The following is a 22,447-nucleotide window of genomic DNA, read 5'->3' as shown; positions in this document are numbered from 1 at the left end:
CGTCAGGAGACGCCGCGACGGGACCCTCCAGGGAGGCGCCCACTGGAGCCGTCCAGGGGGGTGCCCCGGTGGCCGCCACGCGGCCCGTCAGGGGGCGCCATCAGGGGGCCCGCCACGGGACCGTCCAGGGGGCGCCCCTGGAGCCGCCGCGGGCGCGGTCAGGGTGCGCCACCACGGACGCCGCCCAAGGGCGTCGTCAGGGGGCGTTGTCACGGGAGCCGTCACGGGGCGCCGTCATTGGAGCCGTCCAGGGGCGCCGCCCCTGGAGCCGTCAGGCGCGCCACCACGGGCACGGGTCAGGGTGCGCCGCCACGGGAACCGTCCAGGGGGCCGCCCCTGGAGCCGTCAGGGTGCGCCGCGGGGGCCGTCCGTGGAGCCGTCCAGGAGCCGCCCCTGGACCGCCCGCGGGCGCGGTCAGGGATGCGCCGCCACGGGCGCCGTCAGGGGCGCCGCCACGGGCGCCGGGGGCAGCGGCGGGCAGCCGCCGGCGGGCCCGGTGGACGGCGCCGGGGTCAGCGCCCCTGAACCGGCGGCTGCCGGCGGTACGCGGAGAGGTCCGGCGCCGTCCTCGTCGCGAGGAACTCGGTGACGCGGTACTCGCACAGCCCCTCGGTGACGAACGGATCGGTCGCCGTGATCGCCTCGATCCGCGAGCGGTCCTCCCCGACGGCCAGGATGATGCCGCCGTCACGCGGGTTCTTGCGGCCGGAGGCGATGAACGCCCCCGACGCGTAATGGGCGTCGAGCCAGGCGACATGGTCCGGGAGGAGCTCGTCCACCCGCTCGAGGGGCCCGGTGTAGGTCAATTCCAGTACGAACATGACCGCGAGGCTATCCGGCCCCAACGACAGCCGCGCCCGCCCGGGCGCCGGTGCCGGGGCACCCCTCGTACGGTCGCGGCCGACGTAGGGTGAGGGCCACTATGAGGATCATCGAGAAGCCCGCCGACTGGCCGTCCGACGAGGCGGCGGCCCTGGCCGTCCAGGACGAACTGCGCGGCCGCGTCGTTCTCGACGAGCCCGGCCCGCCGCCCGGCACCGGACTGGTCACCGGCGTCGACGTGGCCTACGACGACGAGCGCGACCTCGTCGCCGCGGCGGCGGTCGTCCTGGACGCCCGGACTCTCACCGTCGTCGAGGAGGCCACCGCCGTCGGCCGGGTGTCCTTCCCGTACGTGCCCGGCCTCCTCGCCTTCCGCGAGATACCGACCGTGCTGGCCGCGCTCGGCGCGCTCGGGAGCGACCCCGGAGTCGTGGTGTGCGACGGCTACGGCCAGGCGCACCCGCGCCGCTTCGGCCTCGCCAGCCACCTGGGCGTCCTCACCGGGCTGCCGGTGATCGGCGTCGCCAAGAACCCGTTCACCTTCTCCTACGAGCGGCCGGGTCCCGGACGCGGGGCGTCCACCCCCCTCGTGGCGGACGGCGAGCGGGTCGGCCGGGCGCTGCGGACCCAGGAGGGCGTCAAGCCGGTGTTCGTCTCGGCCGGCCACCGGGTCATCCTCGACAACGCCTGCGCCCACGCCCTGCACCTGACGCCCCGTTACCGGATCCCGGAGACCACCCGCCGTGCCGACTCGCTGTGCCGGCGCGCCCTGAAGGAGGCGACGACGGCATGATCGGCCGGCTTCAGTGCACCGTTCTGGACTGTCCCGACCCGCGGGCCCTGGCCCGCTTCTACGGAGGGCTGCTCGGCGGGGAGGTGAACCGCCCGGACCCCCGCTGGTCGCTCGACGCCGACTGGGCGACCCTGCACTTGGACGGCGGCCAGGTGCTGGCGTTCCAGCGGGCCGACCCCTACCACCCGCCCGCCTGGCCCGACCCCGCCCGCCCGCAGCAGTTCCACCTGGACGTCGGCGTGCCCGACCTCGCCCGGGCGCGGCGGCGGGTCCTCGACCTGGGCGCCGCCCCGCTCGACGACGGGGACCCCGCTCGCGGCTGGCACGTCTACGCCGACCCGGCGGGGCACCCGTTCTGCCTCGTACGCGAATGAGGGCGCCCGTTCAGCGCGAGTCGGCGACCCGGAAGCGGATCCCGGACCGGCTCAGTCGCTCCAGGAGCGCGTCGCCCATCGCGACCGCCGTGGTGACCTGCCCGGCCGTCTCCGGCAGCGGATCGAAGGCGAGACACAGGGCCGATTCGGCGAGCATCTTCGCCGTCTCGTCGTACCCGGGGTCGCCGCCCGACACCTCGGTGAAGACCCTCCGCCCTCCGCCCTCGCCGACGAACCGCACCGTGAACCAGCTGCGCGCCCGGCGCTCCTCGTCCGGCCCCTGCCCCGCCTCGTAACGGTCCATCAGCCACCGCCGGGCGGGTGGCACCTGCGCGAGGGCGAACAGCGCGCCCATGGCCGCCGTCCCGCCGACCGCCATGGGCAGGGCCCTCACGGCCGCGTAGTGGCGGTAGCGGAAGTCCGGCCCGTACCGGGGGAGGGCCGCCGCCGAACGCGCCACGACCCCCGCGTCCAGGGTCGGCAGAGGAAGCGCCCACGTCCCGGTCTCCCGGCTGAACCGCGGCGCCCCCAGCGGCGCGCGCGCCCGCCGCCCCACCAGGCGCGGCTCGTGCAGCCGACGCTCCCGGGCCGCCCGCAGCGTCTGCCGGCCCCGCCCCATGGCGGTCATCGCGGAGGCGAACGTACCGCCCGAGAAGAAGGCGTTGGACCGGACGAACCCGTCCACGGCGAGCGGTACGCCCTCCGGCAGCCGCGTGACGGTGAAGTAGACGCCCAGGTCGTGCGGGACCGAGTCGAAGCCGCAGGCGTGCACGATCCGGGCCCCCGTCTCCCGGGCCCGCGCGTCGTGGCGCACGTACATCAGGTCCACGAACTCCGGCTCACCGGTGAGGTCCACGTAGTCCGTGCCCGCCTCGGCGCAGGCGGCCACCAGCGGTTCGCCGTACCAGACATAGGGTCCGACGGTGCTCGCCACGACCCGGGACGACGCGGCGAGCTCACGCATCGACCCCGCGTCGGTGGCGTCGGCCGTCACCAGAGGCAGGTCCGCGCATCGCGGGTGCTCCGCGGCCAGCCGGTCGCGGAGCGCCTCGAGCCTCTCCCGGCTGCGCCCGGCGAGGGCCCACCGGCAGGTCGTGGGCGCGTGCGCGGCGAGGTAGCGGGCGGTCAGCTCCCCGACGAACCCCGTCGCCCCGAAGAGCACCACGTCATACGTCCGCCCCGTGCCGTCCCGTGTCTCCATCCAGCCCTCCGCCGTCCGCGCCGTTGTCGGAGGCAGAGGCTAGCGTGCGAGAGGAGAGGGGACCGCCCCGGTGCGCTTCTGAGCGCTCGCTCGCCCACAGGGCTTGTGCGGAGTGGAACACGTTCTTAGCATCATTGCTGTAACAGCAGTTGTGTCACAGTCCTGGGGGTCATATGGCAGCGACAGGCACCGGCCCGCTCACCGGGGTTCGCGTGGTCGAGCTGGCGGGCATCGGACCCGGCCCGTTCGCCGCCATGCTCCTGGGTGACCTGGGCGCCGACGTCGTCCGGGTGGACCGCCCCGGAGGGGCCGGACTCGCGATCGATCCCGCCCACGACCTCACCAACCGCAACAAACGCTCCGTGCTCATCGACCTCAAGGAGCACGGCGGCCCCCGGCGTGTCCTGGACCTCGTCGAGCGCGCGGACATCCTCATCGAGGGGTACCGCCCCGGAGTCGCCGAGCGGCTCGGTGTCGGGCCCGAGCCGTGCCTCGCCCGCAACCCGAAGCTGGTCTACGGGCGGATGACCGGCTGGGGACAGGACGGCCCCCTCGCCCGGCGCGCCGGGCACGACATCACGTACATCGCCGTCACCGGCACGCTCTCCATGATCGGCAAGCCCGACGAGCCGCCGACCGTGCCGGCGAACCTGGTCGGCGACTACGCGGGTGGCTCGCTCTACCTCGTCGTCGGCGTCCTCGCGGCGCTCCACCACGCGCGCGGCGAGGGGGGCAGCGGCCAGGTCGTCGACGCGGCGATCACCGACGGCGCCGCCCACCTCGCCACGATGATCCACGGGATGATGGCCGCCGGCGGCTGGCAGGACCGGCGGGGCGCCAACCTCCTGGACGGCGGCTGCCCCTTCTACGGCACCTACGAGACGGCCGACGGCCAGTACATGGCGGTCGGGGCGCTGGAACAGCGGTTCTACGACGAGTTCACCGCCCTGCTCGGCATCGAGGACACCGCCCCCGCCCGCGAGGACTTCGCCCGCTGGGGCGAGCTGCGTGCCGCCGTCGCCGCGCGTTTCAAGGAGAGGACCCGCGCCGAATGGACGGCCGTCTTCGAGGATTCCGACGCCTGTGTCGCCCCCGTTCTGTCCCTGCGTGAGGCGCCCGCCCACCCGCACCTCGCCGCCCGCTCCACCTTCACCGACCACGGCGGGATCATCCAGCCCGCCCCCGCGCCCCGCTTCTCCGCGACCCCCGGCTCCGTGAACCGCCCACCGGCCCGCCCGGGCGCCGGCACCGACGAGGTCGCCCACGACTGGGCCGTACCGAGCATCCGTACCGACGACGCCCGGACTTACGCCCCCCGTACCGACGACACCCGTACCGACGACACCCGTACTCACGACGCCCGTACCGACAACGACAGGGGGACCGGGTGAAGCGCCGGATCTTCGACGCGGAACACGACGCCTTCCGCGAGACCGTCCGCACCTTCCTCGCCAAGGAGGTCCTCCCGTACTACGAGCAGTGGGAGAAGGACGGCATCGTCTCGCGCGAGGCCTGGCTCGCGGCCGGCCGCCAGGGGCTGCTCGGAATCGCCGTCCCCGAGGAGTACGGAGGCGGTGGCAACACCGACTTCCGCTACAGCGCCGTCCTCGCGGAGGAGTTCGCCCGCGCCGGCGCGTCCGGACTCGCGGTCGGCCTCCACAACGACATCATCGGCCCCTACCTCACCTCGCTGGGCACCGACGAACAGAAGCGCCGCTGGCTCCCCGGCTTCTGCACCGGCGAGATCGTCACCGCCATCGCCATGACCGAGCCCGGCGCCGGCTCCGACCTCCAGGGCATCCGCACCAGCGCCGAGGACAAGGGCGACCACTGGCTGCTCAACGGCTCCAAGACCTTCATCTCCAACGGCATCCACGCCGACCTGGTGATCGTCGTCGCGAGGACGACCCCTGAGGGCGGAGCGCACGGCCTGTCCCTCCTGGTCGTCGAACGCGGCGCGGACGGATTCGAGCGGGGGCGCAACCTCGAGAAGATCGGCCAGAAGTCGCAGGACACCGCCGAGCTGTTCTTCCACGACGTACGCGTCCCCAAGGAGAACCTGCTCGGCGAGCTCAACGGCGCGTTCCTCCACCTGATGACCAACCTCGCCCAGGAACGGCTGAACATCGCCGTCGCCGGCATCGCCGCGGCCGAACACCTGCTGGAGATCACCACCGCGTACGTCAAGGAGCGCGAGGCGTTCGGCAGGCCGCTCGCCCGGCTCCAGCACATCCGCTTCGAGATCGCCGAGATGGCCACCGAATGCGCCGTCACACGCGAGTTCCTGGACCGCTGCATCGACGACCACTCCCGGGGGGAGCTGGACGCCGTGCACGCCTCCATGGCCAAGTGGTGGGCCACCGAACTGCAGAAACGGGTCGCCGACCGCTGCCTGCAGCTCCACGGGGGCTACGGCTACATGGCCGAATACCCGGTCGCCAAGGCGTTCACCGATGGCCGGATCCAGACTATTTACGGGGGTACGACCGAAATCATGAAGGAAATCATCGGCCGTTCCCTGCTCGGCTGACCCCTCCCCGAAAGGCTTGACCAGTGAGCACCGAAGCGTACGTGTACGACGCGATCCGCACCCCGAGGGGGCGCGGGAAGGCCAGTGGCGCCCTGCACGGCACCAAGCCGATCGACCTGGTCGTCGGCCTCATCCACGAACTGCGCGGCCGCTTCCCCGGCCTCGACCCCGCCGCCGTCGACGACATCGTCCTCGGTGTCGTCGGCCCCGTGGGGGACCAGGGCTCCGACATCGCGCGGATCGCCGCCATCGCCGCCGGACTGCCCGACACCGTCGCCGGTGTCCAGGAGAACCGCTTCTGTGCCTCGGGCCTCGAAGCCGTCAACATGGCGGCGATGAAGGTCCGCTCCGGCTGGGAGGACCTGGTCCTCGCGGGCGGCGTCGAGTCGATGTCCCGCGTGCCGATGGCCTCCGACGGAGGCGCCTGGTTCGCCGACCCGATGACCAACTGGGACACCAACTTCGTCCCGCAGGGCATCGGCGCCGACCTGATCGCCACCATCGAGGGCTACACCAGGCGCGACGTCGACGAGTACGCCGCGCTCTCCCAGGAGCGGGCCGTCACCGCCTGGAAGGACGGCCGCTTCGACCGCTCCGTCGTCCCCGTGAAGGACCGCGCCGGGCTCGTCGTCCTCGACCACGACGAGCACATGCGGCCCGGTACCACCGCCGACTCGCTCGCCTCCCTCAAGTCCTCGTTCGCGACCATCGGCGAGATGGGCGGCTTCGACGCCGTGGCGCTGCAGAAGTACCACTGGGTCGAGAGGATCGACCACGTCCACCACGCCGGCAACTCCTCCGGCATCGTCGACGGCGCCGCGCTCGTCGCGGTCGGCAACAAGGAGGTCGGCGAGCGGTACGGGCTGACGCCCCGCGCCCGGATCGTCTCGGTGGCCGTGTCCGGATCCGAGCCGACGATCATGCTCACCGGTCCCGCGCCCGCCTCCAAGAAGGCCCTCGCCAAGGCCGGGCTGACCATCGACGACATCGACCTGGTCGAGATCAACGAGGCGTTCGCGGCGGTCGTGCTGCGGTTCGTCAAGGACATGGGCCTGTCCCTGGACAAGGTCAACGTCAACGGCGGCGCCATCGCCATGGGGCACCCGCTCGGCGCCACCGGCGCGATGATCCTCGGCACCCTCGTCGACGAACTGGAGCGCCAGGACAAGCGCTACGGCCTCGCCACGCTCTGCGTCGGCGGGGGCATGGGCATCGCCACCGTCGTCGAGCGCGTCTGACCCCGTCCTTTCCCGTACGGCCTTACGGAGCAGCCAGAACCATGAGCCAGTCCACCACCATCCGCTGGGAACAGGACGAGACCGGCGTCGTCACCCTCGTCCTCGACGATCCTGACCAGTCCGCCAACACCATGAACCAGGCCTTCCGGACCTCGATCGCGGCCGTCGCCGACCGCGCCGAGGCCGAGAAGGACTCCATCCGCGGCTTCGTCTACACCTCCGCCAAGAAGACCTTCTTCGCGGGCGGCGACCTCAAGGACATGATGAAGGCCGGGCCCGCCGACGCCCGGCGGATCTTCGAGGCCGGCATGGAGATGAAGCGCGCCCTGCGCCGCATCGAGACCCTAGGCAAGCCGGTCGTCGCCGCCATCAACGGCGCGGCGCTGGGCGGCGGTTACGAGATCGCCCTCGCCTCCCACCACCGGATCGCCCTCGACGCGCCCGGCTCCAGAATCGGCCTGCCCGAAGTCACCCTCGGCCTCCTCCCCGGCGGCGGCGGTGTCGCCCGCACGGTACGCCTCATGGGCATCGCCGACGCCCTGCTCAAGGTGCTCCTCCAGGGCACGCAGTACTCGCCGCGGCGAGCCCTGGAGAACGGCCTGGTCCACGAAGTGGCCGCCACCAGGGAGGACATGATCGCCAAGGCGCGGGCGTTCATCGACGCCCACCCGGAGTCGCAGCAGCCCTGGGACGCCCCCGGCCACAAGATCCCCGGCGGCACCCCGGCGCACCCCAAGTTCGCCGCCAACCTGCCCGCCTTCCCGGCCAACCTGAAGAAGCAGATCAACGGCGCGCCCTATCCGGCGCCCCGCAACATCCTCGCGGCCGCCGTCGAGGGTTCCCAGGTCGACTTCGAGACCGCGCTCACCATCGAGTCGCGGTACTTCACCGAACTGGTCACCGGGCAGACCGCGAAGAACATGATCCAGGCGTTCTTCTTCGACCTCCAGGCGGTCAACTCCGGAGCCAGCCGCCCCAAGGGCGTGGCACCGCGAGAGGTCCGCAAGGTCGCGGTCCTCGGCGCCGGGATGATGGGCGCCGGCATCGCGTACTCGTGCGCCAGGGCGGGCCTCGACGTGGTCCTGAAGGACGTCTCGGCCGAGGCGGCGGAGAAGGGCAAGGCGTACTCCGTCAAGCTGCTCGACAAGGCGCTGTCCCGGGGCCGGACGACCGAGGCCCAGCGTGACGAACTGCTGGCCCGCATCGCCCCGACCGCCGACCCCGCCGACCTGGCCGGCTGCGACGCCGTCATCGAGGCGGTCTTCGAGGACACCGCGCTCAAGCACAAGGTGTTCCAGGAGATCCAGGAGGTCGTCGAGCCGGACGCGCTGCTGTGCTCCAACACCTCCACCCTGCCGATCACGCTCCTCGCGGAGGGCGTCGAGCGGCCCGCCGACTTCGTCGGCCTGCACTTCTTCTCCCCGGTCGACAAGATGCCGCTCGTCGAGATCATCAAGGGCGAGCGGACCGGTGACGAGGCCCTCGCACGCGCCTTCGACCTCGTACGGCGGATCAACAAGACGCCGATCGTCGTCAACGACTCACGGGGCTTCTTCACCTCGCGTGTCATCGGCCGGTTCATCAACGAGGGCGTGGCGATGGTGGGCGAGGGCGTGGAGCCCGTGTCCGTCGAGCAGGCCGCGGCGCAGGCCGGTTACCCGGCGAAGGTGCTGTCCCTGATGGACGAGCTGACCCTCACCCTCCCGCGCAAGATCCGCAACGAGACGCGGCGCGCCATCGAGGAGGCGGGCGGCAGCTGGCAGGAGCACCCGGCGGACGCGGTGATCGACCGGATGGTCGACGAGTTCGGCCGCACCGGCCGCAGCGGCGGCGCGGGCTTCTACGACTACGACGAGGAGGGCAGGCGGCAGGGCCTGTGGCCCGGGCTGCGCGAGCACTTCGGCTCCGCCGGCAGCGCCGCCGTCCCCTTCGACGACATGAAGGAGCGGATGCTCTTCTCGGAGGCGCTGGACACCGTCCGCTGCCTGGAGGAGGGCGTCCTGACGTCCGTCGCCGACGCCAACATCGGCTCCATCATGGGTATCGGCTTCCCGGCGTGGACCGGCGGTGTGCTCCAGTACATCAACGGCTACGAGGGCGGTCTGTCCGGATTCGTGGCACGCGCGCGTGAGCTCGCCGAGCGGTACGGGGAGCGGTTCCAGCCGCCGGCGCTGCTGCTGGAGAAGGCCGAGCGGGGTGAGACGTTCAGCGACTGACGTCCCCGCCGGGACGGCCGTCCGGGTCCACCGGACGGTCGTCCCGATGCCGCCCCAGCGCCCGGCCGTAGCGGCGGGAGACCTCCGGCATCAGGGAGGAGCCCTCCGCCGGTCGGTCGAGGCCGAACACGTACCCCGGGAAGTCGAGTTCGCGCTGCACCGCCCATATCTCGCCATGGTCGTCCGGCGGGAACAGCTGTCCCGGGTCCCCCACGGCGACCCAGCCGATCGGCACGGTCGTGTCCTCGGCCAGCACCGTCCTCACATGGACGACCCCGTTGACGCGGACCTCGCCGCGGGCCCCGATACGCGCGCCGTTGAACACCCGTGTGCCGGTGGCGAGGAAGACGTCGTCAGCGGCCTCGCAGCCGACGAGGTACGCGCCCGGGCCCACGAGGACGTGCCTGCCCAGCCGCAGCGGGTCCTGGCGCGTGCCGCGCAGCACCGCGTTCTCCATGACGATGCAGCCCTCGCCCAGTTCGACGGGCCCGCCCTCGGCGGTCAGGACGGCGCCGAACAGGACCCGGCAACCGGGCCCGACCCGTACGTCGCCGCAGAGCGTGACGTTGGGCGCGACATGGGCGGTGGGGTCGACGGTGGGCGTACGCCCCTGGTGCTCGAACAGCATGGCCATGGCCCGCATCGTGCCACCGACGGGCGCCCCGCGCGCGGAAGGCGGCTCACTCCGCGCGGAACGCGGCGCGCAGTTCCTCCCTCAGCGACCGCTGGAACGCCGTGACCAGCGCCTGGATGACGAGCGGCTGCATATGGGCGGACAGCGACTTCATCGCCGCCACGTGCTCGGGGTCCGACTCGCGCTCCCGGTACGGCCCCCACACCTCGTCCCGGAACAGCCGTGTGAGCTCCTGGGCGGCCGACCGGGTGTGCTCCACCAGGACCGTGCGGGACGCCAGGATGGTCTCGTGGGCGATGGGCACGTCCAGCAGCCGCACCCCCAGCCGCAGCAGGCCCGGGTCCACCCGGAAGGTGCCCTCCGCGTCCGTGCGGGCCAGCACGTCCATCGCGGCGAGCCGGTCGAGGTCCTCGTCGCCGAGCGGGCGGCCGGCCCGCCGCTCCAGCTCCGCTCGCGGCATCTCCTCCGGCGCGTCCGGCGCCCAGGTCGCCACCAGCGCCCGGTGGATGGCCAGATCCTGAGCGTTCACATCGGGCGGGAGCTGCTCCAGGTACCGTTCGATCGCGGCGAGCGTCATGCCCTGGTGCTGGAGTTCCTCGATGAGGGCGAGCCGGGCGAGGTGCTCGGGCCCGTAGTGCCCCACCCGGCGCGGGCCGATCACCGGCGGCGGCAGCAGGCCGCGGGTGCCGTAGAACCGGATGGTACGCACGGTGACCCCCGCCCGGGCGGCCAGCTCGTCGACGGTCAACGTCGGCTCCGGCTCCCCGGCCTCGGTCACCGCGGTCCCGGTCACGGTGGTCCCGCTCATCTCGGCCGCCTCGGTCGCCTCGGTGGCCTCGGTTGTTCCGGTCGCCTCGGTCGCCATGCGGGGCCTCACTTCCGACGGGTGCGCTGTTTCCGTACAACAGTATTGCTGTCTCACCATTGCTGTGAAAGCCGTGGGCGTACCCGCCGCCGACCGGAGTCGGCGACCCCCGGGGACACCGGAGACCGTGCACGGCCACGGTGCGTTACGGCGAGGCCGGGAAAACCGGTTGCCGCACCGGGGCCGTAGTGCTGGGCTGCCCGGATGGACAACCAACGGGTGCGGGCGCTGTTCGACCGGCAGACGCGGCGGGACGCACTGCCCGACGGGCCGGGCTGCACGGTGGAGCGAGTGGGGGACGTGGTGCGGCAGACCGGCCCGGCCCACGGGTGGAACGGGGTGCTGTGGTCGGCCCTCGACGAGGCGCGGGCCGAGGAGGCGATCGCGGGGCAGGTGCGCCACTTCACCTCGCTCGGCCGGTCCTTCGAGTGGAAGCTGTACGCGCACGACGGCCCGGCCGACCTCGGCGAGCGGCTGCGCGGTGCCGGGTTCGTGCCCGAGCCGGAGGAGGCGCTGATGGTCGCCGAGGCCGCCGAGGTCGCCGGTCTCCATGGCGTCCGCGCGGAGGCGCCCGAGGGCATCGAGATCCGGCCCGTCACGGACGAGGCCGGCGTCGCGCTGGTGACGTCCGTTCATGAACGGGCCTTCGGCACGGACGGCGCACACCTGCGGCGCCGGCTGCTCGACCAGCTGGCCACGCGGCCGGACACCGTGGTCGCCGTCCTCGCCATGGCCGGCGACCGGCCGGTGAGCTCGGCGCGCCTGGAGCTGCCACCCGGAACGGCGTTCGCCGGGCTGTGGGGCGGCGGCACCGTACCGGAGTGGCGGGGCCGGGGCGTCTACCGCGCCCTGGTCGCCCACCGCGCCCGGGTCGCGGCCGGGCGCGGTTACCGGTACCTCCAGGTCGACGCCTCGGACCGGAGCCGGCCCATCCTCGGACGCCTGGGTTTCACGCGGTTGTCCACGACGACCCCGTACGTCTACGAGCCCTGAGCGGCCGCCGGGAAGTGGTGGGCCAGCGCCGCGTGCGGGTCCCCGCCCTCGGCGTGCGCGTGGTCGACGTGCACGGTGACCCCCGCCAGCCGGGGCACCTCGTGCAGCAGCGCGTGCTCCGCGGCGACCGCCACCGCGTGCGCCTGGACGACCGTCAGCGAGGGGTCCACCACGACGGACGTCTCGGCGCGCAGCGCGTGGCCCAGCCACCGCATCCGCACGGCGCCCACCGCGCGTACGCCCTCGACGTGCGCGAGGACGTGCTCCGCCCGGTCCACCAGCTCGGGGTCGACCGCGTCCATCAGCCGGTGCCACACCTCCCGCGCGGCGCCCCGCAGCACCAGCAGGATGGCGCCCGTGATGACCAGACCGACCAGCGGGTCCGCCCACCGCCACCCCAGCGCCGCGCCACCCGCGCCCAGGAGCACGGCCAGCGAGGTGAACCCGTCCGTGCGCGCGTGCAGCCCGTCGGCGACCAGCGCCGCGGAGCCGATCGCCCGCCCCGTGCGGATACGTGCCCTGGCCACCCACTCGTTGCCGGCGAAGCCCACCAGACCCGCCGCCGCGACGGCCGGCAGGTGGCTCACCTCCTGAGGGTCCAGCAGCCGCCGCACCGCCTCGTACCCGGCGAAGGCGGCCGACGCGGCGATCACCAGGACCACGAACACCCCCGCCAGGTCCTCGGCCCGGCCGAAGCCGTAGGTGTAACGCCTCGTCGCCGCCCGTCGGCCCAGCACGAACGCGAGCGCGAGAGGGAGCGCCGTCAGGGCGTCGGTGGCGTTGTGCACCGTGTCGCCGAGCAGGGCGACCGAGCCCGACAGCGCCGCGATGACCGCCTGGACACCCGTGGTGACGGCGAGCACCGCGAACGAGAACCACAGCGTCCGCAGCCCCGCCGCCGACCCTTCCAGCGCGGTGTCGATCCGCTCACCGTGATGGTGGTGATGGCGGTGGGGCACGTGGCGGTGGTGGTGTCCATGACCCGTCATGGACACCACCATGGCAGCCCGACGTCGTTGCGGCCACTGTCGAAAAGCCGCCTCTGACCAGCTGCGAAGCTGTTGCGACTACGGGCCTTCGACCACTGACCGGACGCGGCGACCGCGATCCTGTTCCGACCGTGACCGCGACCGCGACCGCGACCGCGACCGGGGGCGAACGACCGGCCGGGGGCGTCTCACACGGCGGACTCGCGCACCGGCGCCGCCTCGATGATCCGTTCCGGGTGGTGCAGCCACACCTGCTGTCCACGGGCGGTCACCGTCAGCCCGAAGTCGCGGGCATCGGGCGAGCCGAGGGCGACGTACTCCTCATGCACCCGCTCCACCTCCTGCCACAGGTTCCGCACGCCGTACTCGTGCGCGGCCTCGCCGGTGGCGGCCGACGCCGCGCACCCGTCCGGGTCCCGCAGCCACACCTCGGCGCCCCCGCCGCCCCGAGTGGCGTGCCACATCCTCACGTTCGGCAGGCGGGTCCCGGCGTACAGCGCGAACCCCGTCGTGAGCAGGTCGCGTGGGTCGACGCGAGCGCCGGTCACCCGGTGGGACGCCTGGTCCACCGGCAGCGGCTCGGCCGCCCTGTGCGAGCGCATGGGCATGTACGACGCGCCGCCCTGGAACCGGCCCGCGGCCCGGCCGGTGCCGTCGGCGGTGAGCCGGACGACGGCACCGCTCCAGAAGTCGCGGGCCATGGGCGCCACCAGGACGCCGTCCGGGCGCAGTTGCCGCAGCAGGGCCCGCGGGATGGTCCGCAGCGCGCATGTGGCGAGAATCCGGTCGAACGGTGCGTGGGCCGGCCAGCCTCATTCGCCGTCCGTGCGCGACAGGTTCGGTTCGTAGCCGGCGGCGCGAAGTGCGGCGGCCGCGTGGTGGGCGAGACCGGGGTCGATCTCGACGCTGTACACGTTCCGGGCGCCGAGGCGGCGGGAGAGGAGCGCGGCGACGTACCCGGACGCGGTGCCGATCTCCAGCACGCGGTGCCCGCCGTCGATCTGAAGTAGCCGCAGCATGCGGGCGACCATCGAGGGCTGTGAGTTGCTTGAGGTGGCGATGCCGGGGCCGTCGGGTTCGCCGTCGTCGAGCTGGATGACGACCGGCTCGTCGGAGTGGATGAGGGCGAGCCGCTCGGCCTCGGTGGTGAGAGGTGCGCACGCGGCCGGGTCCTGGCGCCATGCCCGGCGCGGGATGAATGGCTCGCGGGGAACGGCGTGCCAGACGGCGCGCCACGGCTCGTCGAGCAGACCGCGCTCGTAGAGGCTCTCCACGAGCACGGCGTGCCCCGCCAGTTGGGTGGTCACATCAGCTCCCGGTGGTGTCGGTGGCCTTGGGCCCGGAGCCGTCGGGGTGGGGTCGGGCGCCCAGGGTCTGTCGGACGGGGCGCCCCCGTGCCTGCCGCCGTCGGCCATGGTGTCGCTCATCTGTACCTCCTGTGCGGTGGTGCCGGATGGGTGGCGGGGTGCTGGCGCCCGCCCTCTGCCGTCCCCGCCGTTGACCGTGGGCAGCGGGCGGGGTTCAACGGGGGGCGGAGTGACGGCGCTTGCTCTGGTAGTACGCCAGGGCGGCGAGTTCGTCATCAAAGGGGGCGGCGAGTTTCCGGGCGTGCGCGCGGCATGCCCAGACGTCCTCGCCGTCCCGGACGGCGACGATGCGCAACTGCTCCCCTGAGCCGCAGTGGGCACACTGGGCGGTCACTGCACGGGCCCCGAGGCCGGCAGGACCTCGTACAGCGGCTGCACCCCCCGCGCGGTGGCGCATGCCCGATGCGCGTACAGGGGAAGTCCGGGCCCGCTCGTCTTCTCCAGCACCTGCACGCAGACGTCGGCGCCCGGCTTGTGGCAGTACACGCATTCCTTCGCGGCGGTGGCCGGCCGGTGGGCGCTGCACACCATGACGGGCCAGATGCGCTCCCCGTCGGTGATGCGGAGGTACCCGGCCGCGTACAAGGTGGTGGGGCTGACTCCGCACTCGGCGCACGCCTCGCTGTGCAGGCGCTTGATGCTGACGGGTCCGTTGACGACGACCACTCGGCTATCGCTCATGCACTGATGTTGTCCCGGTCACAGGGGGGCAAGTACCCCACCGAGGGGTACCTCTCAGATCGCGTGGCACCACTCGGCGAACGCCGAGAGCGCCGGGGCCGCGCTGCGTCTCAGTCTGCGCAGAGTGGCGACGTCGTGACGCACCCATGGGTGCTCGCGAGTATGCAGCGGCGCGATACGCCGTGCGGCCGTCAGGGACTCGAACGCGTCACCGGGTCGCCCGGCCCAGAGCTGCGCACGGGCCAGCTCGATGTAGAACCCCGACCGGCGCTCGGCAGGCATGTCGGCAGGCGGTTTCCACGCGCGTGCCATGGCCAGTGCCTCGCCCACATGGTCGCCGCCGAGGCTCACCGCGACGGCGACCTGATGGACACGCACCGAGTCCGGGCCGAACGCCGTCCCACCGTAGAGCCCCTCCGGGGCCTGCCCGGCGAGCCGCTCCGCCTCGCCGAGGTGCGTGCGGGCCGCTGTGGCGTCGCCGGCGCGCGCCGCGATGACGGCCGCCCGCATGTGCAGCGCGCCGCGAGCCGCGGCCGTCGGCGGGGTGGCCGGCGCGGGGGAGCGGTCGATGGCGGTTTCGAGCGCTGCCAGGCCCGCCCGGTGCGCGCGAGCGGCGAAGAAGATCTCGGTGCGCACGTAGGCGACGGCGGCCGCGATGAGCGGGTCACCGCACCGTGCGGCAGCCCACCTCATCAGCTCGACGAGCCGTGCCGAGAGGTCCTGGGCGCTGTACTTGTACGCGGCGGCGCCGGCGCTGCGGTACGCGGAAACCAGCAGGGCCGCCACCCGCTCGGCGTCTGCGTCGTCGGCCTGGTGCAACGCGCGGGAGAGTTCCGGCAGCAGGTCCGGTGCGGTGTGCGCGATGCGCTTGTACTGGGCGGCGAGGCGCGCCGCGGTGCACTGCTGCACGTCGCTCGTCAGCCGGGACAGGGGGCGCACGGGGCCGTCGGTGGGGATGTCGTAGACCGCGATGGCGTCGGAGATCGCCGGTAGGGCGTCGCGCACGGCGCACGAGGCGGTGGCGTCGCCGAGGAGCCGCGGCACGTCGATGCCGAGGGCGTCGGCCAGGGTCTCCAGCATGCGCCCGCTCGCGGCCCGCTCGCCCCGCTCGATCTTCCGGACGGTGCCCAGTGCGACGCCCGCACGGTCGGCGAGTTGCTGCTGCGTCATCCTGGGCCGGGAGACACCGCGGAAATACGCGACGCGGCGGCCGAGTTCGGCGCGGTCGGCGGTCATGCCGAGTTTCGGACGATCGGTAGCAGGTCGTGCAGCGAGTCGATGCTGTGATCGGCCGCCGCCCGCACGGCGGGGTCGTCCGCCCACAGGTGTCCCCACGGGCCGCGGCGCAGGTGAGCCGTGAGCAGACCGGCGTCGCGGGCGGGGTGCACGTCGTTCACGGGGTGGTCGCCGACGTACAGCGTTTCCCACGGCAGGGCCTTGCAGGCGGCGATGACACGGGCGAAGAACTCGCGGTCGGGCTTGGCGCAGCCCCACTCGTCGGAGGTGGCGATCAGGTCGACCGGCAGGCCGAGGCCGTGCAGCAGCTCGCCGGCGCGACGCGTCTGGTTGCCCGCGATGACGACGCGTACGCCCACCTCGCGGAGTGCGGCGAGGGCGGGGCGGACGTCGTCGTACAGGTCGGTGTCGTCGAGGTGCTCGCCACGGCCGGCTGCATCGCGGGCGCGGTACTCGGCGGCGAGGTCGACACCGGGGCGCACCAGGCGGATCGCGTCGGCGTTGTCTCGGCCCTGCGCTACCACGGCGCCGACGAGGGCGGCGAGGGTGTGACGGGGGACGTCGAGCCAGTCGGCCCACGAGGCCCAGTACCGGTCGTCGCGTACGAGGGTTTCGCCGATGTCCAGGGCTACCGCGCGAATCATGGGACCAGCGTAGGGGCGGCCGGGCCCGGGCATGACGAAGGCGCCCCCTCCCGGCCCGAAGGCCGAGAGGGGACATCAGCGTCAGCGGCAAGCGCACCGCCCTGGCGAAGATCGTTCGGTGGGCTGAGCCACACTCCGGCCAAGTGGTGCGCGCGGCGCCGGTGCGGGCGCCGGTCGGCGTAGCCGGGTAGCCGACCGGGGCCTCCCGCGCTGTCTCACGGGGCCGCGTACCCGGTCACAGGGTAGTGGTCGGACAGGTTCGTGTAGGTGTACTGCCTGCCCCAGCTCGACACCGTCCAGGGCGCGCTCCGTTCCTTGATCACCTCGTTGGTCCAGCCGGCCGGCTTCGCGTGCCCGGCGCGGTGGAGGACGTGATCGAGGTCCTCGCGCGGGTCGTCGGGGTAGCGCTCGGCGGCGATCGAGTTGTCCTCGGTGTCGAAGGAGTACGGGTGGCCGGTGCGCGCGGCCGCGCCCGTCAGCCCCGCGTCGGCCAGCATCGTGGCGTACTCACCGCTGTGCGAGTCCACGTTGAAGTCGCCCGCCACCAGCACCTGCTCGGACGCCGGGATGTTCTTGGCGTCGAGGAACGCGTCCATCGCCTTGAACTGGCGGCTGCGCGTCTGCGCCGCCTCACCACTGCCGCAGCCGGGGTCGGTCGACTGGGCGTGTGTGCCCACCACGTGGACGCGGGCGCCGTCCACGTTCAGCACGGCGTAGACGAAGCCCTTGTTGGAGTGCCAGTCGGCCCCGCAGGCGTCCTTGTAGACGTACTGCTCCTTGCGGATGATGGGCCACTTGCTGAGCACCGTGACACCGCCGTCCTCCGGTGTGGTCGCCGAGTAGGCGCCGCTGGTGGCGTCCCACCCGGTTCTGCCACGGCCCATGACCGGGGTCTGGTACGGGTACTGCGTGGCGGCGTTGCGCATGAGCGCGTCGGAGGCCCCGTTGTCGAACGCCTCCTGGAGCACCACCACGTCGTGGCCGCGGAAGAAGGACGCCGCGGGTATCTCCTTCGCCCGGTGGTCCTGCCCCCAGTTCGGGTAGAGGGTCTTGCTGAAGATGAACGCGTTGTACGAGAGCACCTTCAGCGCCGGCGTCCCGGCCTCGGCGGAGGGAGTCACCGAGGCGCTCGCCGCCGTGGTCGCCGCCGCGGGGGCGGCCGAGGCGGACGGGGCCGTCGTGGCCACGGCACAGACGGCGAGCACGGTGGACACGGCGGCGGCGGCGGAAGTGGCGGTGAGAGCGCCGGGGCGGGCGGCGGAACGAGCGGTGGACAAGCCGGCGGAAAGAGGGCCGGAAGGGGTGGCGTTCTGCACGGATCGCGGCACGGGAACTCCAGACGGCGGTGGGGGGTTCGGCCTTGGCGCGGCACATCAAACCAGCCCCGGTTACTTTCGGGTAGCCATCGCGTGCAGGGAACCTTGCGGAGGCCCGGCCACCATCCGAACTCATCCGCGGCGGATACTGGGAGCATGAGCACCTCCGCCGCGCACGACCCCGCACCGCCCCCGCCCGGTGGGGTGCTGTGGAGCCTCGCGGGCGACATCCGCGGCCTGCTCATGCTCCCCGCCGCCCTCACCCTCCAGGTCGCCCACCCCGCCGTCGGCGCCGGCGTCGACGAGCACTCCGTCTTCCGCACCGACCCGTGGGGCCGCGGCGAACGGTCACTGCGCTCCCTCCAGCTCTGGGTGTACGGAGGCGAGGCCGCCGCCGAGGAAGGGCGCCGGCTCCGCCGGCTCCACGCGACCATCCGGGGCACCGACGCCCGGGGCCGCCGCTACCACGCCCTCGCCCCCGCGAACTACGCCTGGGTCCACGCCACCGGCTTCCCCGTCTTCCACCACGCCTACCGCTACCTGGTCCGGCCCATGACCGAAGCCCAGGAGCGTGCCCTGTACGCGGAGTGGCTCCGGGTCGGCCGGGTCCTCGGTATCCACGACCGCGACATGCCGCAGACGATCGAGGAGTTCTGGCCCTACTACCGCAAGACGCTCGCCGACGAGATCGAGGCCACCGCCGTCGTACGCGAACTCGTGGCCACCGACAGCCCGGTGCTCCCGCCCGACCGCGGGCCACTGCCGCTGCGGCTCGTCCTGCGGGTCCTGTGGCCGGTGCTGCTCCCGCCGCTCGCCCGGTTCCGCCGCTTCCTCACCATCGGCCTGCTGCCCCCGGACGCGCGGGAGGCGATCGGCCTGGAGTGGACCGACGAGCAGGAGCGGAAGCTGCGCCGCTTCGGCAGCGTCGTCCGGGCCGTCGTACCCGCACTGCCCGAGCGGCTGCGCTACCTCCCGCTCGCGCGGGAGGCCCGCCGGGAACACCGGGCGCAGGAGCGGCGGCTCAGCCGCGCAACCCGCCCCGGGCGATGACGTCCGCGTACCAGCGTGCGCTGTCCTTGGGCGTACGGCGCTGCGACGCGAAGTCCACGTGCACGATGCCGAACCGTTTGCCGTAGCCGTACGCCCACTCGAAGTTGTCCAGCAGCGACCACAGGAAGTAGCCCCGCACGTCCACCCCGTCCGCGAGCGCCCGGTGCACCGCCGCGAGGTGACCCCTCAGGTAGGCGACCCGCTCCGGGTCGTGCACCTCGCCCGAGGGGTCGGCGTAGTCGTCGTACGCCGCGCCGTTCTCCGTCACCATCAGCGGGACCCCGGGCAGCTCGTCCCGCAGCCGGGTCAGCAGCTCGTACAGGCCCTCCGCGTCCACCGGCCAGTCCATCGCGGTGCGGGGACCCGGCGCCGGTACGAAGCGGACGTGCGGCTCGGTGCCCGGCCAGGGGGACGGTGCCTCGGTCGTGCCCGCCGCGACGACCGTGGGGGAGTAGTAGTTGATCCCCAGCGAGTCGACCGGGGCGCCGATCACCTCCAGGTCCCCGTCGCGCACGAACGACCAGTCCGTCAAGGCGGCCGTGTCCCGCACCAGGTCCGCCGGGAGGCGCCCGTGGAAGACCGGGTCCAGGAAGATCCGGTTGCCCAGCGCGTCGACGCGCCGCGCCGCGTCGCGGTCGGCCTCGCCGTCCGACAGGGGCCGCACCGCGTGCAGGTTCAGCGTGAGCGAGACCTCCGCCGACGACGGGAGGGCGCCGCGCAGCACCTGGACGGCGCGCCCGTGCGCCAGGTTCAGGTGGTGCGCGGCGCGCAGGGACGCGGCGGCGTCGGTACGTCCCGGGGCGTGCACCCCGGAGGCGTACCCCAGGAAGGCCGCGCACCACGGTTCGTTCAGCGTCGTCCAGGTCGCCACCCGGTCGCCCAGGGCGTCCGCCACGAGCCCGGCGTACTCGGCGAACCGCTCGGCCGTCTCCCGGTGCGGCCAGCCGCCCGCGTCCTCCAGCTCCTGCGGCAGGTCCCAGTGGTAGAGGGTGACGACCGGCCGGACGTCCGCGCTCAGCAGCTCGTCCGTGAGCCGCCGGTAGAAGTCCAGCCCCTTCTGCACGGCGGGCCCCCGCCCGGTCGGCTGCACGCGCGGCCACGCGACCGAGAACCGGTAGTCGGTCACGCCCAGGTCCTTCATCAGGGCGACGTCCTCGGACATCCGGTGGTAATGGTCGGCGGCTATGTCACCGGTGTCGCCGTTGCGGACCTTGCCCGGCGTACGGCTGAAGGTGTCCCAGATGGACGGCGTACGGCCGTCCTCGTCGGCGGCGCCCTCGATCTGGTAGGCGGCCGTGGCCGTACCCCAGCGGAAGCCGGCCGGGAAGGTGAGCTCGGTCATGAGCGGGAGACTCCCAACGCGAAGTGGACGAGACACGGAACGGAGAGGGGGAACGAAGCGAGCGGGGCAAGGGGCCAGAGGTGGCGCCTGGCGGCCGGGTGGCACGGAGGCGAACGAAACGCGGGGCGAACGGCAAGCGCGGAGAGAGCGGGGAACGGGGGCGTACGGGAAACGCGGGGCGAACGGGAAGCAGGGGGCGGGGCGCCACGAGCCGTGGGAACGCGGCGGACGGACCGTCGTCAGCCCTTCACCGCCCCCTGCATGATGCCGCCGACGATCTGCCGGCCCAGCAGGCCGAAGACCAGCAGGACGGGGAGCGTGCCCAGGAGCGTACCGGCCATGATCACGGACTGGTCGTTGACGTAACCGCCGCCCAGCTGGCGGAGCGCGACCTGCACGGTCGGGTTCTGTGACGACAGCGCGATGATCGGCCAGAAGAAGTCGTTCCAGGCGGCCATGAACGTCAGCAGACCCAGCACGGCCATACCCGGCCGGGCGATCGGCACCACGATCGACCAGAAGATCCGCGCGGAGGAGGCGCCGTCCACCCGCGCCGCCTCGATCAGTTCGTCCGGCAGCGCCTGCACCAGGAACTGGCGCATGAAGAACACGCCGAAGGCCGAGACCAGACCGGGCAGGATCACCGACTGGAGCTGGTTCACCCACTCCAGCTCGGCGATGAGCATGAACAGCGGGATCACGCCCAACTGCGGCGGGATCATCATCGTGCCCACGGTGACCGCGAGCAACGCGCCCCGGCCACGGAAGCGGAGCTTGGCGAAGGCGAACCCCGCGAGGGTGCAGCACAGCACCGTGCCGACGGTGATGGAGCCCGAGACGATCAGGGAGTTGAGGAGGGCCTTGCCGATGTCCGCCTCCTCCACCACGGCCTCGAAGTTCCGCATCAGGTTGGGGCCGGGGAGGAGGGACGGCGGGACCTTCGCCAGGTCCGCGTTGGAGCGGCTGGCGGCGACGACGGTCCAGTAGAACGGGAAGGCGGACACCAGGACGGCGACGACGAGGATGGCGTACGCGACCCTGCCGCCGTGCAGGGTGCGTCCGGCGCGGCGCGCGGTCATCGGCCGGCCTCCTTGCGGGAACGGTGGCGCAGGATCAGGGCGTTGAGCCCGACCAGCACCAGGATCAGCAGGAACATCACCCAGGCGATGGCGGCGGCGCGGCCGAGGTGGAAGAAGCCCCAGCCCTGCTCGTACATGTACAGCCCGAGCGTCTGGTACTGGTGCGAGATGCCACCGGAGACCGACCCCTCGAAGAGCAGCGGCTCACCGAAGAGCTGGGTGGCGCCGATCGTCGACACGACGGCGGTGAAGACGATCGTCGGACGCAGCCCCGGCAGGGTGACGTGGAAGAACTGCCGCCAGCGTGACGCCCCGTCCATCTCCGCCGCCTCGTACAGCTCGCTCGGGATGGACTGCATGCCCGCCAGGTAGATCAGCGCGTTGTAGCCGGTCCAGCGCCAGATGACGATCGTCGAGACGGCGATCTGGGAGGCGACCGTGTTCGTCTGCCAGTCGACCGGGTCGATGCCGACGAGCCCCAGCGCGTAGTTGACGAGCCCGAAGTCACGGCCGAAGAGCTGTGCGAAGACCAGCGTCGCGGCGGCGACGGACGTGGCGTACGGGAGCAGCATCGCCGTGCGGAAGAACGTCCGTCCGCGCAGCTTGTAGTTGAGCAGGTGGGCCAGGCCCAGGGCCATCACCAGCTGCGGGACCGTGGAGATCACCCCGATGGTGAAGGTGTTGCGCAGCGAGATCCAGAAGAACTCGTCGGTGAAGAGGGCCGCGTAGTTGCCGAAGCCGCGCCACTCCATGTCACCGGGGGTCTGGAGCTCGACCCGGTAGAGCGAGACGAACGCGGTGTAGAGCAGGGGGAAGAGGCCGAAGGCGGCGAAGAGCGTGAAGAACGGGGCGAGGTACGCGTACGGCGAGACGGTCCGCCATGCGCGGCGCGCCGCGGACGGCTGCCGCCGGGCGGCCGCCTTCGCTGCCGGTGCGGTGAGGGTCACGGTGCGGCCCTTCGTGGTTGTGCGGGACGGGCGTGGACGGGGCGGGCGGATTCGGGACGGGGCGTGGAGGGGCGTGAACGGGCGGACGAGGGTGAACGGGCCTGTCGGCGCGGGGCGTTCGGGACGGGGG

At 72.9% G+C, this 22,447-nt stretch carries 21 protein-coding genes and 1 pseudogene; 8 read left to right on the top strand and 14 right to left on the bottom strand.

The genetic code is table 11. From position 1 onward, the window contains the following. Positions 1 to 512 precede the first annotated feature (512 nt). Entirely contained in the window at positions 513 to 821 is a 309-nt protein-coding gene (locus ABD347_RS19260) for a YciI family protein (RefSeq protein ID WP_344362906.1), read from the bottom strand. A gap of 101 nt (positions 822 to 922) precedes the next feature. Between ABD347_RS19260 and ABD347_RS19255 the strand changes: the two genes are divergently transcribed. Both ABD347_RS19255 and ABD347_RS19250 read left to right on the top strand, forming a co-directional pair. Beyond that, complete coding sequence (locus ABD347_RS19255; protein WP_344362905.1) at positions 923 to 1,615, top strand: endonuclease V; 693 nt, start codon at positions 923 to 925, stop codon at positions 1,613 to 1,615. Further along, complete coding sequence (locus ABD347_RS19250; RefSeq protein ID WP_344362903.1) at positions 1,612 to 1,989, top strand: VOC family protein; 378 nt, start codon at positions 1,612 to 1,614, stop codon at positions 1,987 to 1,989. Before ABD347_RS19255 ends, ABD347_RS19250 begins: the two co-directional genes overlap by 4 nt. 10 nt (positions 1,990 to 1,999) lie before the next feature. Here the strand turns inward: ABD347_RS19250 and ABD347_RS19245 are convergent, their stop codons facing one another. Further along, entirely contained in the window at positions 2,000 to 3,190 is a 1,191-nt protein-coding gene (locus ABD347_RS19245; protein WP_344362902.1) for a saccharopine dehydrogenase family protein, read from the bottom strand. 173 nt (positions 3,191 to 3,363) lie between these two features. Here ABD347_RS19245 and ABD347_RS19240 point away from each other — a divergent pair, with 173 nt between their 5' ends. Genes ABD347_RS19240 through ABD347_RS19225 form a run of 4 tightly spaced genes read left to right on the top strand, consistent with a single transcriptional unit; the run spans position 3,364 to position 9,174 of the window. Then, positions 3,364 to 4,581 carry a CaiB/BaiF CoA transferase family protein gene (locus tag ABD347_RS19240; RefSeq protein WP_344362901.1) on the top strand — a complete coding sequence of 406 codons (1,218 nt, stop codon included), beginning with the start codon at positions 3,364 to 3,366 and terminating at the stop codon, positions 4,579 to 4,581. Further along, the gene (locus ABD347_RS19235; RefSeq protein WP_344362900.1) at positions 4,578 to 5,720 is read left to right on the top strand and encodes an acyl-CoA dehydrogenase family protein; all 1,143 of its coding nucleotides are present in this window, start codon (positions 4,578 to 4,580) and stop codon (positions 5,718 to 5,720) included. The genes ABD347_RS19240 and ABD347_RS19235 overlap by 4 nt, the downstream gene beginning before the upstream one ends. Before the next feature lie 23 nt (positions 5,721 to 5,743). Beyond that, complete coding sequence (locus ABD347_RS19230) at positions 5,744 to 6,958, top strand: acetyl-CoA C-acetyltransferase (protein WP_344362898.1); 1,215 nt, start codon at positions 5,744 to 5,746, stop codon at positions 6,956 to 6,958. 41 nt (positions 6,959 to 6,999) lie between these two features. Further along, complete coding sequence (locus tag ABD347_RS19225; RefSeq protein ID WP_344362896.1) at positions 7,000 to 9,174, top strand: 3-hydroxyacyl-CoA dehydrogenase NAD-binding domain-containing protein; 2,175 nt, start codon at positions 7,000 to 7,002, stop codon at positions 9,172 to 9,174. Here ABD347_RS19225 and ABD347_RS19220 read toward each other — a convergent pair. Together ABD347_RS19220 and ABD347_RS19215 are read right to left on the bottom strand one after the other, a co-directional pair. Further along, positions 9,164 to 9,808 (bottom strand): gamma carbonic anhydrase family protein, encoded by a 645-nt coding sequence (locus ABD347_RS19220; RefSeq protein WP_344362895.1) that lies wholly within the window; start codon positions 9,806 to 9,808, stop codon positions 9,164 to 9,166. The genes ABD347_RS19225 and ABD347_RS19220 overlap by 11 nt on opposite strands. A 46-nt stretch (positions 9,809 to 9,854) precedes the next feature. Further along, positions 9,855 to 10,616 (bottom strand): MerR family transcriptional regulator, encoded by a 762-nt coding sequence (locus ABD347_RS19215; RefSeq protein ID WP_344362951.1) that lies wholly within the window; start codon positions 10,614 to 10,616, stop codon positions 9,855 to 9,857. Positions 10,617 to 10,877: 261 nt separating this feature from the next. On the opposite strand from ABD347_RS19215, the gene ABD347_RS19210 reads away from it, so the two are divergent. Further along, positions 10,878 to 11,666: a GNAT family N-acetyltransferase gene (locus ABD347_RS19210; RefSeq protein WP_344362894.1), complete on the top strand. Its 789-nt coding sequence runs from the start codon at positions 10,878 to 10,880 to the stop codon at positions 11,664 to 11,666. On the opposite strand, the gene ABD347_RS19205 is transcribed toward ABD347_RS19210, so the two are convergent. From ABD347_RS19205 to sph, 7 genes and pseudogenes are all read right to left on the bottom strand, one after another. Continuing rightward, complete coding sequence (locus ABD347_RS19205) at positions 11,654 to 12,655, bottom strand: cation diffusion facilitator family transporter (RefSeq protein ID WP_344362892.1); 1,002 nt, start codon at positions 12,653 to 12,655, stop codon at positions 11,654 to 11,656. The genes ABD347_RS19210 and ABD347_RS19205 overlap by 13 nt on opposite strands. Before the next feature lie 188 nt (positions 12,656 to 12,843). After that, a pseudogene (locus ABD347_RS19200) lies at positions 12,844 to 13,929 on the bottom strand (methyltransferase domain-containing protein). Between the two features lie 247 nt (positions 13,930 to 14,176). Continuing rightward, a complete protein-coding gene (locus ABD347_RS19195) occupies positions 14,177 to 14,356 on the bottom strand; it encodes a hypothetical protein (protein ID WP_344362890.1) in 180 nt (59 codons plus the stop codon). Next, the gene (locus ABD347_RS19190) at positions 14,353 to 14,703 is read right to left on the bottom strand and encodes a hypothetical protein (protein ID WP_344362888.1); all 351 of its coding nucleotides are present in this window, start codon (positions 14,701 to 14,703) and stop codon (positions 14,353 to 14,355) included. Before ABD347_RS19190 ends, ABD347_RS19195 begins: the two co-directional genes overlap by 4 nt. Before the next feature lie 54 nt (positions 14,704 to 14,757). Then, complete coding sequence (locus ABD347_RS19185; protein ID WP_344362886.1) at positions 14,758 to 15,939, bottom strand: helix-turn-helix domain-containing protein; 1,182 nt, start codon at positions 15,937 to 15,939, stop codon at positions 14,758 to 14,760. Then, complete coding sequence (locus ABD347_RS19180) at positions 15,936 to 16,583, bottom strand: HAD family hydrolase (RefSeq protein WP_344362884.1); 648 nt, start codon at positions 16,581 to 16,583, stop codon at positions 15,936 to 15,938. Before ABD347_RS19180 ends, ABD347_RS19185 begins: the two co-directional genes overlap by 4 nt. Before the next feature lie 215 nt (positions 16,584 to 16,798). Further along, positions 16,799 to 17,788: a sphingomyelin phosphodiesterase gene (sph, locus tag ABD347_RS19175; RefSeq protein WP_344362949.1), complete on the bottom strand. Its 990-nt coding sequence runs from the start codon at positions 17,786 to 17,788 to the stop codon at positions 16,799 to 16,801. Positions 17,789 to 18,055: 267 nt separating this feature from the next. On the opposite strand from sph, the gene ABD347_RS19170 reads away from it, so the two are divergent. Then, positions 18,056 to 18,949 carry an oxygenase MpaB family protein gene (locus tag ABD347_RS19170; protein WP_344362881.1) on the top strand — a complete coding sequence of 298 codons (894 nt, stop codon included), beginning with the start codon at positions 18,056 to 18,058 and terminating at the stop codon, positions 18,947 to 18,949. Here ABD347_RS19170 and ABD347_RS19165 read toward each other — a convergent pair. From ABD347_RS19165 to ABD347_RS19155, 3 genes are all read right to left on the bottom strand, one after another. Further along, positions 18,921 to 20,291, bottom strand: coding sequence for a GH1 family beta-glucosidase (locus ABD347_RS19165; RefSeq protein WP_344362879.1), 1,371 nt, complete (start codon positions 20,289 to 20,291; stop codon positions 18,921 to 18,923). The genes ABD347_RS19170 and ABD347_RS19165 overlap by 29 nt on opposite strands. Before the next feature lie 239 nt (positions 20,292 to 20,530). Next, the gene (locus ABD347_RS19160; protein ID WP_344362877.1) at positions 20,531 to 21,370 is read right to left on the bottom strand and encodes a carbohydrate ABC transporter permease; all 840 of its coding nucleotides are present in this window, start codon (positions 21,368 to 21,370) and stop codon (positions 20,531 to 20,533) included. Further along, positions 21,367 to 22,317, bottom strand: a complete 951-nt coding sequence (locus ABD347_RS19155; RefSeq protein ID WP_344362874.1) for a carbohydrate ABC transporter permease — start codon at positions 22,315 to 22,317, stop codon at positions 21,367 to 21,369. The genes ABD347_RS19160 and ABD347_RS19155 overlap by 4 nt, the downstream gene beginning before the upstream one ends. Positions 22,318 to 22,447 lie beyond the last annotated feature (130 nt).

This window comes from Streptomyces gobitricini (assembly GCF_039532985.1).
GTDB lineage: Bacteria > Actinomycetota > Actinomycetes > Streptomycetales > Streptomycetaceae > Streptomyces > Streptomyces gobitricini.
The sequence above is the reverse complement of the archived record's forward strand: the minus strand, read 5'-3'. Positions and strand labels throughout refer to the sequence as shown.